Here is a 15,535-nt window from a genome sequence, read left to right on the forward strand (position 1 = left end):
AAAAACCTTTCCGGCTAGAGAAGGTTCTTTTGCCTGCAAAGGATTTTATTATCTGCTGAGGAATTTCAGCGTAAGTGCAACACCGTTTTTGGTCAGAATTTTCATCGTGTAAATAACTGTCGAACATCCGAAACATTTCCATCCGAAGGATTCTGGAAAACATTCGAATCAACCTTTAATATTATCCAAAATCATTTCTGGAAATATCGAAAACCTCATGAACGTTAGCTGATTGACTTCGCCAGAATAAAGCCGCCGGTCCAGGCGTTCTGGAAATTGAAACCGCCCGTGATTGCGTCAATATTGAGGATTTCTCCCGCAAAATAAAGGTTCGGAAGCAATTTGCTTTCCATGGTCTTGAAGTTGATTTCCCTGAGATCGATTCCGCCGGCCGTTACGAATTCTTCCTTGAAAGTACTTTTTCCGTTTACCGAAAATTTGCATTCGGTGAGTTGTTTCGACAGATTCTGGAGTTGGATTTTCGAAAGATCGGCCCATTTCATATCCGACGGGATTCCAGATGCGACAACCAAACTTTCCCAAAGTCGGTTCGGGAATTCGAAAGGCGATTTCGACGCCACGGTTTTCTTGGGCTGATTTTGCTTGAGTTCGCGCAGGATTGTTTCGGCTTCATCTGAATCGATAAGATCGAGCCAATTCACGGTAATCCCGAATTGGTAGTTTTTATCGGACAAAGTTCTCGCGCCCCAAGCCGAAAGTTTCAAAATCGCCGGGCCGGACATTCCCCAATGCGTGACCAAAAGCGGTCCGCGCGATTCGAGTTTCGTTCCGTTGACCAAAACCGAAACCTTGGCCGAAACGCCGGGCAAATCCTTGATGCGACTGTCTTTGATGTTGAACGTGAAAAGCGATGGCACGGGCTCGACGATCGAATGTCCCAAAGTTTCCAGCATTTCCCAGATTTTGGGATTGCTTCCGCTGGCGAAAACCAACTTCTGACACGAAAATTGCTCGTGTTGCGTCTCGACTTTCCAATGCTTTTCTCCCTGAAAGACAGACTGCACGCTTTGTCCCGTCAAAATGTCGATTTTGCTCTTTTTGGCCGCGTCCATAAAACAGTCGATTATGGTTTGGGAAGAATCCGATATCGGGAACATGCGCCCGTCTTCTTCGATCTTGAGTGCGACGCCGTGTTTTTCGAACCACTCGATCGTATCGCCCGACGCAAAAGTGTGGAACGGACCGCGCAGTTCTTTTTCGCCTCTCGGATAAAACGTCACAAGCTCGTTCGGATCAAAACACGCATGCGTCACATTACAGCGTCCGCCGCCGGAAATCCTGACTTTCGTGAGCACTTCTTTCCCTCTTTCGAGTATCGCGATCGTTAGTTTCGGATTGTTTTCGGCCACATTTATCGCCGTGAAGAATCCGGCCGCTCCACCGCCAATTATGAGTATGTCGTAGGTTTTCATGCGCGGTCGGGAAAATCGGTTATAATGCCGTCAATGTTGAGGTTTTCGATTCTTTTGATGTCTTCGGGTTCGTTCACGGTCCAAACGTAAAGCTTGAGGTTTTCGGCTTTGATTTTCGCAATCGAAGCTTCGTCCACCAAATGAAAATAAGGATGGAAAGTCTCGGCTTTGACCGATTTCGCGAATCCGATGGCCAAATCGAGATCGGTTTCGGTCAAAACGCCAAGTGGAATTTTCGGGTTGCGGTTCCTGATTTCCTGCAAAGCTTTCCAGTCGAAGGACGAAACGAGAAAATGTTCATAGTTCCAATTTTTGTCCGAAACATAGTTTTCGATGAGGTCGCAAACGGGAAACGTCGCGGCTTCGGCTTTGATTTCGACGTTTATCAGACAGCGTTTGTCCACAAAATCGAAAACTTCGGCAAGCGTCGGGATTTGGTGTTGCAAGTCGACTTTCAACTTTCGGATTTCGTCCAAAGTCAAATCCTCGATTTTTCCGGAAACGCCAGTCAGGCGATCGAGATGTTCGTCGTGGAAAACGATGATCTCATTATCGGACGACAAAAACACGTCGAGCTCGATTCCGTCGGCGCCCATTTCAAGCGCTTTTTGGAAAGCCGCGATCGTATTCTCTGACACATAACCTTTTGCGCCGCGATGTGCGATAACTTGCATGGAGGATTTTTGGCAAATGTACGTTTTCAAAGGCATCGCATCCAAAAATGTTAAAAGTGAGATTGTACAACAAGGGCAATCTAATCTGTAAAACCTGACAGTTATGCCACCACTATTTTTGCATAAACAAAAACACTCAAAGTATGCAACTCACAGCAATGGCGCTGAATTTAATGATCTCGGAGCGAGTTGATCAACGCGAAAAATTCGCTGATGCGATGAAGCAGATCGTCGATTCCGAGTCTCAAGATTCGCATTTGGCCGATGTTTTCAAAGGCCATCTCGTAAAACACATCGATCGCGTCGTCGAAAAACCGAACTGTTCGAGCCGAAGCATTTTATTCGCTCTTGCCGATTTTTGGAACACTTTCTTCAAGATGAAAGTGCAGAATCCGAAATTGGCTGCCTGACAAATTCGCCCCGTTGGATATTTGGGAGCTAACGGTAATGCGAATATAATTTATTGTCGAAAACACCTTCAGGGTCGTATTTCCGCTTGAGCGCAAAAAACGCGTCAGCTTGCGGATAAACGCTTCTGAAGGTTTTTTTGTCTACGTGAAGCCGATAAGGCAAATAATAAGTGCCGTGATTTGAGATCGCTATCTTTACCAATTTTTGGGTCAATTTCCGCATCGCGATTTCCTGTTCGTCCGTCTTTTTTTGGTTGAACAGAAACACGAATCCGAACACATTTTCGCGGGCGTAATTCAGGTAACTGTCGTTGTCTCTGTAAACATTTCGGATCGTGATGTTGAGCAGGTCGATTTCCGGATCGGGCAAAACCGACTTCAATTTCTCTATGTACTTATCGAAATTCCGCTCCGGAATAAAATACTCCTGCAAAATGTCGGTCGAGCCGGAATCCTTGTTCTCGATCAGACGCACGTCGTCGTTGAGAATCTCGTTTCTCGAAATGTTCGCGTCGGCCGTAAATTCACCCAAATTCGTCTCCAAATCCCAACGCAGCCTTTTGCCGTATTCGCTGTCGACCGAGCTTCGGAAAACCAGACGCTTGACCTCGGTGGTTTTGGAAGCCGGTTTTTTCGGGTTTTTCACCAATGATTTTCCCGTCGAGCGGAAGACGTTTAGCGTGGCATTCTTGAGGAATTGCTTGTCGGAAACGTTGAGTCGTCCAAAGACCAATTTTACGTTCTGATCGTCGGACGCATATTTTTTGAAGTACGGCAAATAGTCTTTCGCAGGCAGTTTGTAGCGCGTGAAACTCATGTTTTCGTTGTCGACGACCTTGAGTTTTACATCGAGAATGATTCCGAAAAGGCCGTAGCCGCCAATGACCAGACTGAAAAGTTCGGCGTTTTCCTGACGACTGCAAGTCACGATTTTTCCGTCAGACTTAAGAAGCGTAAACGAAACGACGCTCGAGGAAATTGGAGGAGAATCTTTTTGCCAACCGTGTCCGTTCACCGAAATCGATCCGCCTATCGAGAACGAACTGAAAGCCTGCATCACGGCCACCGATTTGTCGAATTTGTCGAGATAGTTGATCGCGTCTTCCCAAAGCGCGCCCGATCCGATCGTGAGAATGTCGGTTTTCGAATCGAAGGACATTTGGTTGTAAGGCCGCATGTTGACTACGATTCCATCGCGAAACATCGTGTGTCCGCCCATGGAATGTCGCGCTCCGGCAATCGAGATTGGCTTGTGGTTCTTTTTGGCGTAGGCGCGAAGCGCTTTCAGTTGCAAAACGATACTGTCGGGCGATTTTTCGACGTTGACTATCGAATCGATCCTGGTCAGGCTGAGTTCGCTCGCATCATTCGAAAAGCCTTTCGGAATCGGGAGTTTTTGTCCGTCTTCACCAAAAGCGGTTTTGGCTACGAAAACAATCGGAAACGAAAGAAAAAGGACGACAATTGCAATGCCGCCCCAAATTATTTTCTTCCGAGATAGTTCTTTCACGGTTATCGTTTTTCGAGAAGTACGATCGTAAACGGCGTATCAAGCTCGATTTCGCCATATTTTACGGTCACGTCTTTCCCCGAATAAGCGTCGCGAAGTCGTGTGGAATCCTTGAAAACCGATGAAACTTTGAGTTTTTTCTTTCCGACGGGCAAATCCAATCCTACGATCACGACGTCTTTGATCGTGCCATTGTCGAATCCTCGGCTGAACAAATACGGATTCCCGGACAAAACCCTGTGAACTCCGGCTCCGATCGAAACGTGTCGCTTGCGGAATTTCCCGAGTTTCTGCCAATGTTCCAAAACGTTGTTTTTGTCCTTGTTCGACGGAATTTCGTCCCAATTCATGAAAGAACGCAAAGTAGCGTCGCCTTGAGCGCCTTCTATGATAAGCGGTCGCGCTGTTTCGTCTCCGTAATAAACCTGTGAAATTCCGGGTGAAAGCAGCAATTTCGTTCCGGCTTCGTGGCTTCTGAGACGTTTGGAATCGAATGGATTTCCGTCGTCGTGCGAGGCCAGATAATTCAGGACCGTGTAGCCTTCGAGCGCGTTGTTGAGTTTCTCGGAATATTTGTTGAAGACGAATTCGTTGGTTTTTTCGGCGTCCCATCTGAACTCGAAATTGATCAGTCCGTTGAAACCGTTGTCGAAATAGTTGACTTTCTTGTCTCCGAAGCTGTAGTCTTTTCCGCCCGAAATTCCGTAGCCGTAAACTTCGCCAACCGTAAAGAAGTCGTTGTCGTCAAGTACTTTTTCAGGATTTTTCTGTTTCCATTCGGCGAAAGCGATGTTGCACTGCGATTTGAATTCGCCCCAAACTTTCTCGTCAGTGTGTTTTACGGTGTCAGCTCTATAGCCGTCAATTCCGAATTCGCGCACATAATCTGTGAGCCATTTGATGATGTAGAATCGCGGCGCGCGCGGATAACCCGTTTTCTTGAAGAAATCGTCCAGCTCTTTCATCTCCTGTTCATAACGGCCTTCCGATTTCCATTTGGCGACAAGTGCCGGCGGAAGCTCGACGTCTTGGTCGCTTTCAGTCAAGACATCGGGAAGATTGGCGACCAAAGTACACGCGGTCGTCGAATCGAAAGATTTGTAGTCGCATTGCGGGCCAGTCCTGACCCAATCGCTTGGCCAAACCGGATCTTTGTCAGTGACCGGACCGGTGTGGTTGATAACGGCGTCGAGCAAAATTCTTATGCCGTGGCTGTGCGCGACTTCTACGAGTTCTGCGAGGTCTTTCGACGTTCCGAAATTCGGGTCGATTTTAGTCCAGTCTTTTGTCCAATAGCCGTGGAAGCCGTAAGTCAGGCCTTGACCTTCGTCCACACCGCCGTGGATTTGCTCGACAATCGGCGTTAACCAGATCGCGTTTATCCCGAGTTTGTCGAAATAGCCTTCCTCGATTTTTTGGGTAATGCCTTTGATATCGCCTCCTTCGAAACCTCTCAGTTTTCCAGTGGGTTGGTTGCGCTCAAAATTCACGTCGTTCGACTTGTTGCCGTTGTTGAAACGGTCGACAAGCAGAAAGTAGAGATTGGCGCCTTGCCAAATGAATGGTAATTTCTCTTTTTTATCTTGGTTTTTCGGTGCGGTTTGCGCCTCAAGTGTCGTGCTCATAGTCATCGTGGCGATCAATGCGCAGATTAGCGTTCTCTTCATTTCTCTGGTTTTTCGCCGTCCGCAAGGTAGACTTTGGGTGCGGGTTTGGCGTTTTTGAATTCAGCCGAAAAATTACGGATTTTCCACCAATTGGCGGCTTGGGATTCGGGTTGATTTTTGGCTTGGAACTATTTGGAGTCAGAAATGTGCCGATTTTGGTTCGAACCTTGTTTTAGGATTTTTTACAGATTTCCTGTAAACGGTGCGTTTCGGAAATCGCGATCTTGTCGTAGGGAAGGGGCCGGTGTTTATCCCTACAAAAAGAAACGCCACTTTAATTACAGAAAATCTGTAAAAAATGTTAAATCTTTTAGTGCGGATTTGCTGTTCCAACATTTTTCACTTGGGCTGTTTGCGCCGAAGTTTACGACAATCTTAAAAGTGGTGCCTGGCAAAGTGGCAAAATCGGACACTTGCACTTATCGATTATTTTGAAGCTCCTTCATCTTTGTATTGATAAACTTTTGCTTGTCTTTTTTTACTTCTTTCAACATCGCTTTTCGTTCCGGTGGGATCGCAGAATATTTTTCGGCCCACAAATTTATTTCGATCATCAAGGGCAAGAGGTCGATCCCTTTTTGCGTCAGTCTGTAAAGCACTTTGGCCTTGCTGTCCGGATGGCTTGATTTGCTGATGATTTCGTTTTCTTCAAGCGTTTGAAGCCGTGAAGCCAAAATGTTGGTTGCGATTTTCTCTTCGGATTTCAGGAAATGTCCGTAAGTGCATTGTTTGGCGAACATCAAATCGCGAACAATCAGCAACGACCACTTATCTCCCCAAATATCAAGAGAACAACTGACTGGGCAATCTGATCTTTTTTTGTCGTTTTTCATAATTCGATTTCAAAAAAGCACTTGCAAATTAAAAGTTATTCAATAGCTTTGTACTTGCAAATAGCAAGCGAATTTACGTATAAATTACCGCAAAGTAAAATTGGCTTTCGACCTCGTCGATCCGAAGCCATCGGCAAATTAGTTATGACAAAAGTTTCCCACATGAAAGCATACATTATAAATAGTTACAGCAAAAGCGAGCCGCTTCAGTTGACAGAAATTGCACGCCCGGTTTTAAAGGAAAATGAAGTTCTGATCGAAATTCATTCGTCGAGTATCAACCAATTGGATGCGAAATTGAAAAGTGGCGCATTTAAGCAGTTATTGCCGTATAAGTTTCCGTTGATTTTAGGACACGATTTTGCTGGTACGGTCGTGAGCGTCGGCCAGAAAGTTAGCCGATATAAGATTGGGGACGAAGTTTTCGCGCGTCGGGCCGATTTTCATATCGGCTCTTTTGCAGAATTTATAGCTGTCAACGAAAACGATCTGGCGCTAAAGCCGAAAAATGTCTCGTTTGAGGAAGCCGCTTCTATTCCATTGGTCGCTTTGACGGTATGGCAGGCGTTCGTTGAAAAAGCGAACCTCGGGAAAAACCAAAAAGTTTTTATACAGGCAGGCTCGGGCGGCGTGGGTACGATTGCGATCCAATTGGCGAAATATTTGGGCGCATCCGTCGCGACGACTACAAGTGCTGAAAATTTCGGATTGGTCAAGAGTTTAGGAGCAGACATCGTTATCGACTACAAAACGCAGGATTTCGAAACGCTTTTAAAAGACTACGACCTTGTGCTGAACAGCCAGGACGAGAAAACGCTCGGGAAATCGTTTGGTATTTTGAAACCGGGTGGAAAAGTCATCTCGATTTCCGGTCCGCCGGATGCGGCTTTCGCTAAAGAGATCGGGTTGTCGTGGTTTATGAAAGCCGCCATTTTCGTGCTTGGCATAAAGGTTCGGAAGCAGGCCAAAAAGCACGACGTCGATTATTCGTTCTTGTTCATGCGAGCCAATGGAGAACAATTGTCGGAAATTGGAAGACTGATCGAGATCGGCGCTATTCGTCCCGTGATTGACAAGATTTTCCATTTTGAAGAACTGAACGAGGCAATGCGCTACGTGTCTAGCGGTCGCGCCAGAGGAAAAGTAGTCGTGAAGGTGAAATGACCGATGCGATTTGCGGCGCTATTCCGCAATTTTCTCAGTAAGCACTTTGTTTCCCGCAAAATCAAAGTAAGTGCAAGTCATTTCTTCGAGATCGCAAACCCATTTCGCGATGCCCGACTTGGCGCAGTTGACACAAAAAGTCATGTAGTCGGTTTTGGCGTTTTGGTGTGATTTCAGGTCGAGTCGGAATTGGTTGGAATCGAGTTCTTTGGCGATTTGGAGCTTTGGAAATTTAGGTTCGGAAGTCGTTTTGAAGTCATTTTTTCCGAAGTAGTTCGTGTGGCTGTCGCACGCGAAAGTCTCGAAAGCTCGCACGCCAAGGTTTTTGATTTCGCGAATGTAAGCGGGAAAGTCTGCGCCTGATTTGACTTTGTAATGTGCGGATTCGATTTGTGCGATGGTGAACATTTGGTCAGATTTTGATGTTGGTGCGAAACCTAGCCCGGATTTTAGCGAATTAGCCTTTTGCAGAAAAACCGCGTGTTTTGCGCTTTTGCGGAAGCGACCTAAGGAAGCTCTTCGCAAAGGCTGCAAAACCAGGTTTTTCAAGAAAGCTAATCGCGGAAGCCGGAATTTGCTTCCCAATAAATATAAAACTTGCGGAACTATTTCAATTCCAGGATCCACGCGGTTTTAGGGGCGATCGAAATGTCTTGTTTGAGGTTGATCGATTTGCCCGAAATGACATCGGTTCCCGTTGCAAAATTCTTGATTCCTTGTTGGAAACGCGCGGTTTTGAAGGTTTGAGCCTTGTCGGAATTGTTGATCACGACCATGATCGTTTCTTTTTCGTCGTAGCGAAAGTACACGTAAACGTTGTTTTCAGGGATGAATTGCAGCGTTTTCCCGTTGTGGATGACCGATTTCGATTTTCGCCAGTTGAAAAGTTTGGACGAGAAATCGAAGTAGGATTTTTCAGACTCATTTCGACCCGATGCCGTGAAAGCGTTTTGGGCGTCGCCTTTCCATCCGCCAGGAAAATCACGTCTGATATCGCCGTCGCCTTTACCTTTGTCGCCTTGCATGCCAATTTCAGATCCGTAGTAAATTTGCGGAATTCCGCGTACTGTCGAGATTAAGGTCATCGCCATTTTATAGGTCGCAAGATCTTTGTAGCGCTGGTTGAAGCGTTGCGTATCGTGGTTTTCAGCAAAGACGAGGATCGAGTTGATGTTCGGATACAAAAAGTCGTTGGCGAAATTGTCATACATCTTGATCATGCCTTTGTCCCACGAACCTTCAGATTCGTTGAACGCGCTTTCGATCGCATCGTGCAAAGTGAAATCCATGACAGACGGCAAATAGGAATTGTAACTCTGGATCGCCCCGATTTTCGAGTCTTTTTGCCAATAGGCCATTTGCGCCTGATCGTGCATCCAGACTTCTCCGACGATGTTGAAATGCGGATATTCGTCCGTAATCGCTTTCGTCCATTCGGCAATTCCTTTTTTGTCGCAGTACGAGTATGTATCGACGCGGAATCCGTCCAAATCTGCATATTCTATCCACCAGATCGCGTTTTGTGTCAGATATTTCACGACCATAGGATTCGATTGGTTCAAGTCTGGCATCGATTTCACGAACCAGCCGTCGACGCAAAATTTCTTGTCGATTTCGGAAGCGTTCGGGTCGAATTGCGTCGTCATGCGATAGTTGCTTTGGGCATAACCCGGAAATTGGTGCAGCCAGTCGTAGCTTGGCAAGTCTTTTACCATCCAATGTTCGGCGCCCCAATGGTTCGTCACGTAATCCAGGATCAACTTCATGTCGCGTTTGTGCAGTTCAGACGAAAGTTTTAGATAGTCGTCGTTCGTGCCGTAACGCGGATCGATTTTGTAAACATCGGTTTGCGCGTAACCGTGATAGGTGCCGCGAGGTTCGTTGTCTTCGCAAAGTGGCGTGTTCCAGACTGCGGTCGCGCCCAGGCTTTGGATGTAGTCGAGGTTTTGGATGATGCCTTCGATGTCGCCTCCGTGACGGCCGTGGTCGTTTTTCCTGTCGGATTTCTCTGTGGTTTCTGATGAATTGTCGTTGGATGGATTTGCGTTGGCGAAGCGATCTGGCATGATCAGATAGACCAGATCGGAAGAATCGAAACCTTGCCGCAACGCCGAATTTTGCTTGCGGGCTTTGACTTCGTAGGGTTTTGTGAATTTGGTTTTGCCTTTTTCCGAGAACTCGAAAGTGAGTTGCGACGCGGGAATGTTTTTGGTGTCTATCGTCACGAACAGATAGTTGGGATTTTCTGTTTTGGCGACGTTCGTAATGGGGACGTTTTTGTCTACTGAAACTTGGTAGGACGAGATGTTTTTGCCGTAGAATAGGATTTGGAGTTCCGGGTTTTTCATTTCGGCGTACCAGAATGGTGGTTCGGTTTTTTGGAGTTGTGCCGATGCGACCGTGAAAGCGAAAAGGAGGAGAAGTAGTTGTTTCATTTTAAAACCGTTAAGGAATTAAGGTTAGTTAAGACAGAAGACTTCGTCTTCCTTGGAAGCATTAAGAACATTAAGTCCATTAAGCGCATTAAGTTTCAAATTCGTAGAATTTGTTGACAAGCGGAACGTAAGATTTGACAATATTCGTAGTGTTGAAGTTGATCAGTAAGCCTTGAGGGCATTTAAGCAACTTCATGTAGGTAAGCAATTGTGCTTCGTGAATTGGTAGCAGCGCCTCGACAGCTTTCAATTCCAAAACTACCAGGTCGTTCACCAATAAATCTACCTTGAGCCGATGTGAAAATACTAGGCCATCGTAAACAACCGAAACAGGAACCTGTCTCTTGACAGAGAAACCTATCTTTTCCAACTCATACTCCAGACACTTTTCATAGATGCTTTCTAAAAGACCAGGGCCTAATGCCTTATTGACGCTGATTGCACATCCAATAATCGTATAAGATAGTTGCGATATTTCATCTTTTCTCATGCGGACAAGAAAAGAATAAACCATTAAAGGCAATTACAGAAAATCTGTAAAAAATCTTAAAAGACGAAGGCTTTCAATCTTAATGAACTTAATGTTCTTAATGCCTTTAATGGTTCAAAAAATTGAAAACTAAACTGTTACAAGCCCATTAGGCTCAACAGTAACACTTTGCCCATTGACGAAAACGGTAATCTCATCGCCGCCTTCCAAAGCAAAATCAGTCTTGTCAGTATGAACGGAAACCTTCAAAACCTGCCCACGGAAATTGATCTTGAAAGAATACCCATTCCATTCCTGAGGAATTCTGGGCGAAAAATGCAATTGGTTGTCCTTGACGCGCATTCCGCCAAAACCTTCGACGATACTCATCCAGGTTCCGGCCATCGAAGTGATGTGCAAACCTTCTTCGACCTCTTTGTTGTAATCGTCCAAATCGAGTCTTGAAGTTCGCAAGTAGAACGTGTAAGCCATTTCCATCTTGCCTAAAGTCGCCGCCTGAATCGAGTGGACGCAAGGCGAAAGTGAACTTTCATGAACGGTATAAGGCTCGTAAAAATCAAAATGGCGCTCCAGTTCTTCGGTCGAGAAATGATCTTCGAAGAAGTAAAAACCTTGAAGCGTATCGGCTTGTTTGATGTATGGCGAACGAAGGATGCGATCCCAAGACCATTTTTGGTTGATCGGACGCTGGGATTTGTCCAAATCGTGCACTTTCACCAATTCCTTGTCCAAGAATCCGTCCTGCTGCAAATAAACCTCATGTTCTTCAGAATAAGGGAAATACATCTTATCGGCGACATCTTTCCACTTCGAGATTTCTCCCAAAGTCAAATCGGCTTTGGCCAAAATTCGATCGTAGTCAGTTGTATATTCAGATGAAACCTTCTCCAATTGTTCCACCGTGTAATCAATACACCATTTGGCCAGATAGTTCGTGTAGAAGTTGTTGTTGACGTTATTTTCGTACTCGTTCGGACCGGTTACGCCCAAAATCACGTACTGGTTTTTCGCAGTCGACCAAGTCGCGCGTTGTTGCCAGAATCTAGCTATGGCAATCAAAACCTCTAGGCCTTTTTCGGGAACGTAAGAATAATCGCCGGTGTAACGAACATAATTGAAGATCGCAAAAGCAATTGCGCCGTTTCGGTGGATTTCCTCGAACGTGATTTCCCATTCGTTGTGGCACTCTTCGCCGTTCATGGTCACCATAGGATACAAAGCCGCGCCGTTCGAGAACCCAAGTTTCGCGGCATTTTCGATGGCTTTGTCGAGTTGGTTGTAGCGGTAAACCAATAGATTTTTCGCCACTTCCTGATCTTTGGTCGCCATGTAGAACGGAATGCAATAGGCTTCGGTGTCCCAATAGGTCGATCCGCCGTATTTTTCTCCGGTAAAGCCTTTCGGGCCAATGTTCAGGCGCGAATCTTTGCCAGAATACGTCTGGTTCAACTGGAAAATATTGAATCGGATGCCTTGCTGCGCTTTCACGTCTCCGTCGATCGTGATGTCGCTCATTTCCCAAACTTTCGCCCAAGCTTCGATTTGGTTCAGCAACAATTCCGAATAACCTTTGGCTTTCGCCGATGCGATCACGGAATCAGCGGCGGCGACAGTGTCGGCATGATTCGTCGAAACGGCATAACCACCGATTTTCTCGATAGAAGCGGTCTGATTTTTCGAAGCAGAAACCGTATAGGTAAATTGAATTTTAGCGTCTGATTTTTCTACGTTTTCCGTCTCGCCCGACGCTTTTCCGTCAACCGAAACAACGCTGTTCATAAACGTCGTCGCAGTAAAATGCGTCTTGAAAGTACGAGCGGTCACAAAAGCATTTTCGCCTTTTTGTTCCACCGAAAGCGGTTCCCAGAATTTCTCTTCCCAGTTCGCGTCTTCGTTGTGTACGCCCGCGTCCACATAAGGTTTGAACACAATTTTAGCATCGTTGTTCAAAGGTGTGATGTCATATTTTATGATTCCGGCTTCGTCGAGATCGGCACACAAAAAGCGTCTCACGTTCACCGAGATTTCGGTTCCATTCTGCAGTTTGGCTTCGAACGAACGATTGTACCAACCTTGTTGCATGTTGAGTTCGCGTTTGAAGTTCTTCACTTCCGCGCAAGCGTTGAGATCGAATTCCTCACCGTTGATCTCGATGTCGATGCCAATCCAACTGGGAGCGTTCAAAACCTTGGCGAAATATTCCGGATAACCGTTTTTCCACCAGCCCACTTTTGTCTTGTCCGGATAATAAACGCCGCCAATATAACTTCCCTGGAATGTTTTTCCGGAGTATTTTTCCTCGAAATTGGCGCGTTGGCCCATCGCTCCGTTTCCTATGCTGAAAAGGCTTTCGGACGATTTTACCCTGTCGCGCTCAAATCCTTCTTCAATGATCGACCAATTGTCTGGTTTGATGTAATCCTGATGCATTTGTCTTTTCTTTTTTATCGAAAGCGGTCAGATAGAGGTTGCCGATGGTCGCTTTCGGGTTACGATTTACTGATGATTGTGATTGATGATTTTCGGAATCCTGACTCCGATATGTTCTGGTTTTGGGTCCTATTTGTTGATTAGCGTGTCGATGAAACTCAGGTCGATGTTCACGAAATCCGGGAAAATGTACTGCGCTTTGTTGAGCACTTTTTCTTCCCCGATTCCCACAGATGTCATTCCGGCGATGTTCGCGGCGTCTATTCCGGCGAACGAATCCTCGAACACGATCGAATCTTCGTTGGCGATCTTGAGTTCATTGGCCGCACGTACGAAAACTTCCGGATCCGGTTTGGCGTTCGTCACGTCATTTCCGTCTACGATCACGTCGAAATAATCGAGAATTCCTGTTTTTTCAAGGATGATTCTCGCGTTCTTGCTCGCTGATCCAAGCGCGATCGGCTGACCGTTTTCACGCAAATAGTTCAGGACGTGCATTACGCCGGGAAGAATTTCGCTCCTGTCCATATTCTTGATGTAGGACAGATAATCCTCGTTTTTCTGTTTGAGCCATTTGTCCTTGTCTTGCTGCGAAGCTTCGGCATTTCCGAGCTCGAGGATGATTTCAAGCGAACGGACGCGGCTCACGCCTTTGAGCCTTTCATTGTGCTCGGGCGTAAATTCGATTCCCAATTGCTCGGCGATTTTCTGCCACGCCAAGAAATGGTATTTGGCCGTGTCAACGATTACGCCGTCGAGGTCGAATATGAATGCTTTTTTGTTCATTCTACTGTAATTTTCGTGCCTTCATTGACACGGAGTGTTAAGAACCCGGAGATGATCATCGAAATTCCGCCGATGATCAACGCATAAATAGGTTCGTCGTTAAAGAATTGTTTTACGATAAAGCCAAGAATGGTCGCGGCAACGATTTGCGGAATGACCACGAAAAAGTTGAAAACGCCCATGTAGTAGCCCATTTTCGCTGCCGGAAGCGATCCGGAAAGCAAAGCGAAAGGCATGGACAAAATACTCGCCCAAGCGATTCCGACACCAACCATAGGAAGCAACAGCAGCATCTTCGATTTGATGAAATAAACCGCGATAAGCCCGATTCCGCCGGCAGTCAACGCCAAAAGATGTGTCATCCTGATACCGAAGCGCTTGGCCAAAACCGGAAGCAAGAAAGCTACCAAAGCCGCGACGCCATTGTAAACGGTAAACAAAACCGGAACCCAGTCGGCGGCGTCGTTGTAAAGTTTCGAGGTTGTATCCGAAGTGCCAAAAACGTGTCCGGTGACGGCTTGTGTGGTGTAAATCCACATCGAGAAAAGCGCGAACCAAGAGAAAAATTGCACCAAAGCGAGTTTTTTCATCGTCGTGGGCATGTTCAGCATATCGGTCAAAATGATCGTGAAACCGTTCTTGACCTGTCTTTTTCTCAAGGCCGATGTAATCATGAAAAGCGTGCCGATAACGATCAATCCGACAAAAAGAATGTAAAGCTCTTTAGTCAGATTCGTCTCGTAAATGTAAGTGGTTGCGGCAGCGCCAATTCCCGTCATCAAAGCGCCAACGCGAAATTGCTTGCTTCTGTTCGCAACCGTTTCATAATCCTCGATCTCGGCATTTCCAAGCGCGAGCCGCTCTTGTTCCTCAAAAGCGTGAAGTTCGTCCGGATGGTACTCTTTTGTTTTGAAAACCGTCCAAATCACTGCCAACAGGAACACGATCCCGCCAATGTAAAACGACCATTTCACCGAATCCGGAATGATTCCGGGAGCGGCGGTGTTCGAAATATCAAATACGTTCGCGAACAAATACGGCAATAACGATCCTACGACAGCGCCCGTTCCGATAAAGAAACTTTGCATCGCGAAACCTTGCGTGCGCTGACTTGCGGGCAAATTGTCACCCACGAAAGCACGGAATGGTTCCATCGAGATGTTGATCGAGGCGTCCATGATCCAGAGCGTTCCGGCGGCGATCCAAAGTGTCGGTGAATTGGGCATGATGAAAAGCGCGATCGAAGACAAGATCGCCCCGATCAGGAAATACGGTCGGCGACGCCCGAGCTTTGTCCAGGTGCGGTCGCTGAAATATCCGATAATCGGTTGAATGATCAAACCCGATACCGGAGCGGCAATCCATAAAATGGGGATTTCATCTACTTTGGCGCCCAAAGTTTCGAAAATGCGCGATGTGTTGGCATTTTGAAGGGCGAATCCGAATTGTATTCCCAGGAAGCCGAAACTCATGTTCCAAATTTCCCAGAAACTTAATCTACGCTTTTCCATTATCGTAATTTAAGGTGTACGATAAGCGCACGGCTTATCAAACTTGTTTGGTTTCGAAGCAATGTACAAGCTTGATAATCGGGTCAAATATAAGATTTTATCTTTTCGGATTCGGAAATTACGAAGACAAGCCACTATTACAACGTTTGCGTGTTGAAAACTTTGGATGTCGGATTGTCGAATCGTCAAATC

At 46.2% G+C, this 15,535-nt stretch carries 13 protein-coding genes; 2 read left to right on the forward strand and 11 right to left on the reverse strand.

All coding sequences use genetic code 11. The features are described from left to right. Nucleotides 1–224: 224 nt before the first annotated feature. Nucleotides 225–1,433, reverse strand: coding sequence for an NAD(P)/FAD-dependent oxidoreductase (locus EOO49_RS09450; protein WP_290845005.1), 1,209 nt, complete (start codon nt 1,431–1,433; stop codon nt 225–227). Then, a complete protein-coding gene (locus tag EOO49_RS09455; protein WP_290845007.1) occupies nt 1,430–2,107 on the reverse strand; it encodes a glycerophosphodiester phosphodiesterase family protein in 678 nt (225 codons plus the stop codon). The genes EOO49_RS09450 and EOO49_RS09455 overlap by 4 nt, the downstream gene beginning before the upstream one ends. Before the next feature lie 143 nt (nt 2,108–2,250). Between EOO49_RS09455 and EOO49_RS09460 the strand changes: the two genes are divergently transcribed. Further along, nucleotides 2,251–2,517: a hypothetical protein gene (locus EOO49_RS09460; RefSeq protein ID WP_290845009.1), complete on the forward strand. Its 267-nt coding sequence runs from the start codon at nt 2,251–2,253 to the stop codon at nt 2,515–2,517. 28 nt (nt 2,518–2,545) lie between these two features. On the opposite strand, the gene EOO49_RS09465 is transcribed toward EOO49_RS09460, so the two are convergent. From EOO49_RS09465 to EOO49_RS09475, 3 genes are all read right to left on the reverse strand, one after another. Next, a complete protein-coding gene (locus EOO49_RS09465; protein ID WP_290845011.1) occupies nt 2,546–4,027 on the reverse strand; it encodes an FAD-binding protein in 1,482 nt (493 codons plus the stop codon). Between the two features lie 2 nt (nt 4,028–4,029). Then, a complete protein-coding gene (locus tag EOO49_RS09470) occupies nt 4,030–5,652 on the reverse strand; it encodes an alpha-amylase family glycosyl hydrolase (protein ID WP_290845125.1) in 1,623 nt (540 codons plus the stop codon). A gap of 461 nt (nt 5,653–6,113) precedes the next feature. Beyond that, nucleotides 6,114–6,527 (reverse strand): helix-turn-helix domain-containing protein, encoded by a 414-nt coding sequence (locus tag EOO49_RS09475; protein ID WP_290845013.1) that lies wholly within the window; start codon nt 6,525–6,527, stop codon nt 6,114–6,116. A 162-nt stretch (nt 6,528–6,689) separates the two neighbouring features. Here EOO49_RS09475 and EOO49_RS09480 point away from each other — a divergent pair, with 162 nt between their 5' ends. Next, nucleotides 6,690–7,691 carry an NADP-dependent oxidoreductase gene (locus EOO49_RS09480; RefSeq protein ID WP_290845015.1) on the forward strand — a complete coding sequence of 334 codons (1,002 nt, stop codon included), beginning with the start codon at nt 6,690–6,692 and terminating at the stop codon, nt 7,689–7,691. 18 nt (nt 7,692–7,709) lie between these two features. Here the strand turns inward: EOO49_RS09480 and EOO49_RS09485 are convergent, their stop codons facing one another. The 6 genes from EOO49_RS09485 to EOO49_RS09510 form a co-directional block, all read right to left on the reverse strand. Continuing rightward, nucleotides 7,710–8,099, reverse strand: a complete 390-nt coding sequence (locus EOO49_RS09485) for a DUF1398 family protein (protein WP_290845017.1) — start codon at nt 8,097–8,099, stop codon at nt 7,710–7,712. Nucleotides 8,100–8,296: 197 nt separating this feature from the next. Beyond that, nucleotides 8,297–10,126: a glycoside hydrolase family 13 protein gene (locus tag EOO49_RS09490; protein WP_290845020.1), complete on the reverse strand. Its 1,830-nt coding sequence runs from the start codon at nt 10,124–10,126 to the stop codon at nt 8,297–8,299. An 88-nt stretch (nt 10,127–10,214) separates the two neighbouring features. Further along, nucleotides 10,215–10,616, reverse strand: coding sequence for a GxxExxY protein (locus tag EOO49_RS09495; protein ID WP_290845021.1), 402 nt, complete (start codon nt 10,614–10,616; stop codon nt 10,215–10,217). Nucleotides 10,617–10,745: 129 nt separating this feature from the next. Further along, complete coding sequence (locus tag EOO49_RS09500) at nt 10,746–13,046, reverse strand: glycoside hydrolase family 65 protein (protein ID WP_290845022.1); 2,301 nt, start codon at nt 13,044–13,046, stop codon at nt 10,746–10,748. A gap of 129 nt (nt 13,047–13,175) precedes the next feature. Next, nucleotides 13,176–13,832, reverse strand: a complete 657-nt coding sequence (pgmB, locus tag EOO49_RS09505) for a beta-phosphoglucomutase (protein WP_290845024.1) — start codon at nt 13,830–13,832, stop codon at nt 13,176–13,178. Then, a complete protein-coding gene (locus EOO49_RS09510; protein ID WP_290845026.1) occupies nt 13,829–15,343 on the reverse strand; it encodes an MFS transporter in 1,515 nt (504 codons plus the stop codon). The genes pgmB and EOO49_RS09510 overlap by 4 nt, the downstream gene beginning before the upstream one ends. Nucleotides 15,344–15,535: the final 192 nt, after the last annotated feature.

Source organism: Flavobacterium sp. (assembly GCF_004295795.1).
Taxonomy (GTDB): domain Bacteria; phylum Bacteroidota; class Bacteroidia; order Flavobacteriales; family Flavobacteriaceae; genus Flavobacterium.

Coding starts and splice junctions, on each gene's coding strand:
- EOO49_RS09450 (WP_290845005.1), bottom strand. CDS start 1,433: ATGAAAACCTACGACATACTCATAATTGGCGGTGGAGCGGCCGGATTC.
- EOO49_RS09455 (WP_290845007.1), bottom strand. CDS start 2,107: ATGCAAGTTATCGCACATCGCGGCGCAAAAGGTTATGTGTCAGAGAAT.
- EOO49_RS09460 (WP_290845009.1), top strand. CDS start 2,251: ATGCAACTCACAGCAATGGCGCTGAATTTAATGATCTCGGAGCGAGTT.
- EOO49_RS09470 (WP_290845125.1), bottom strand. CDS start 5,652: ATGAGCACGACACTTGAGGCGCAAACCGCACCGAAAAACCAAGATAAA.
- EOO49_RS09475 (WP_290845013.1), bottom strand. CDS start 6,527: ATGAAAAACGACAAAAAAAGATCAGATTGCCCAGTCAGTTGTTCTCTT.
- EOO49_RS09480 (WP_290845015.1), top strand. CDS start 6,690: ATGAAAGCATACATTATAAATAGTTACAGCAAAAGCGAGCCGCTTCAG.
- EOO49_RS09485 (WP_290845017.1), bottom strand. CDS start 8,099: ATGTTCACCATCGCACAAATCGAATCCGCACATTACAAAGTCAAATCA.
- EOO49_RS09490 (WP_290845020.1), bottom strand. CDS start 10,126: ATGAAACAACTACTTCTCCTCCTTTTCGCTTTCACGGTCGCATCGGCA.
- EOO49_RS09495 (WP_290845021.1), bottom strand. CDS start 10,616: ATGAGAAAAGATGAAATATCGCAACTATCTTATACGATTATTGGATGT.
- EOO49_RS09500 (WP_290845022.1), bottom strand. CDS start 13,046: ATGCATCAGGATTACATCAAACCAGACAATTGGTCGATCATTGAAGAA.
- pgmB (WP_290845024.1), bottom strand. CDS start 13,832: ATGAACAAAAAAGCATTCATATTCGACCTCGACGGCGTAATCGTTGAC.
- EOO49_RS09510 (WP_290845026.1), bottom strand. CDS start 15,343: ATGGAAAAGCGTAGATTAAGTTTCTGGGAAATTTGGAACATGAGTTTC.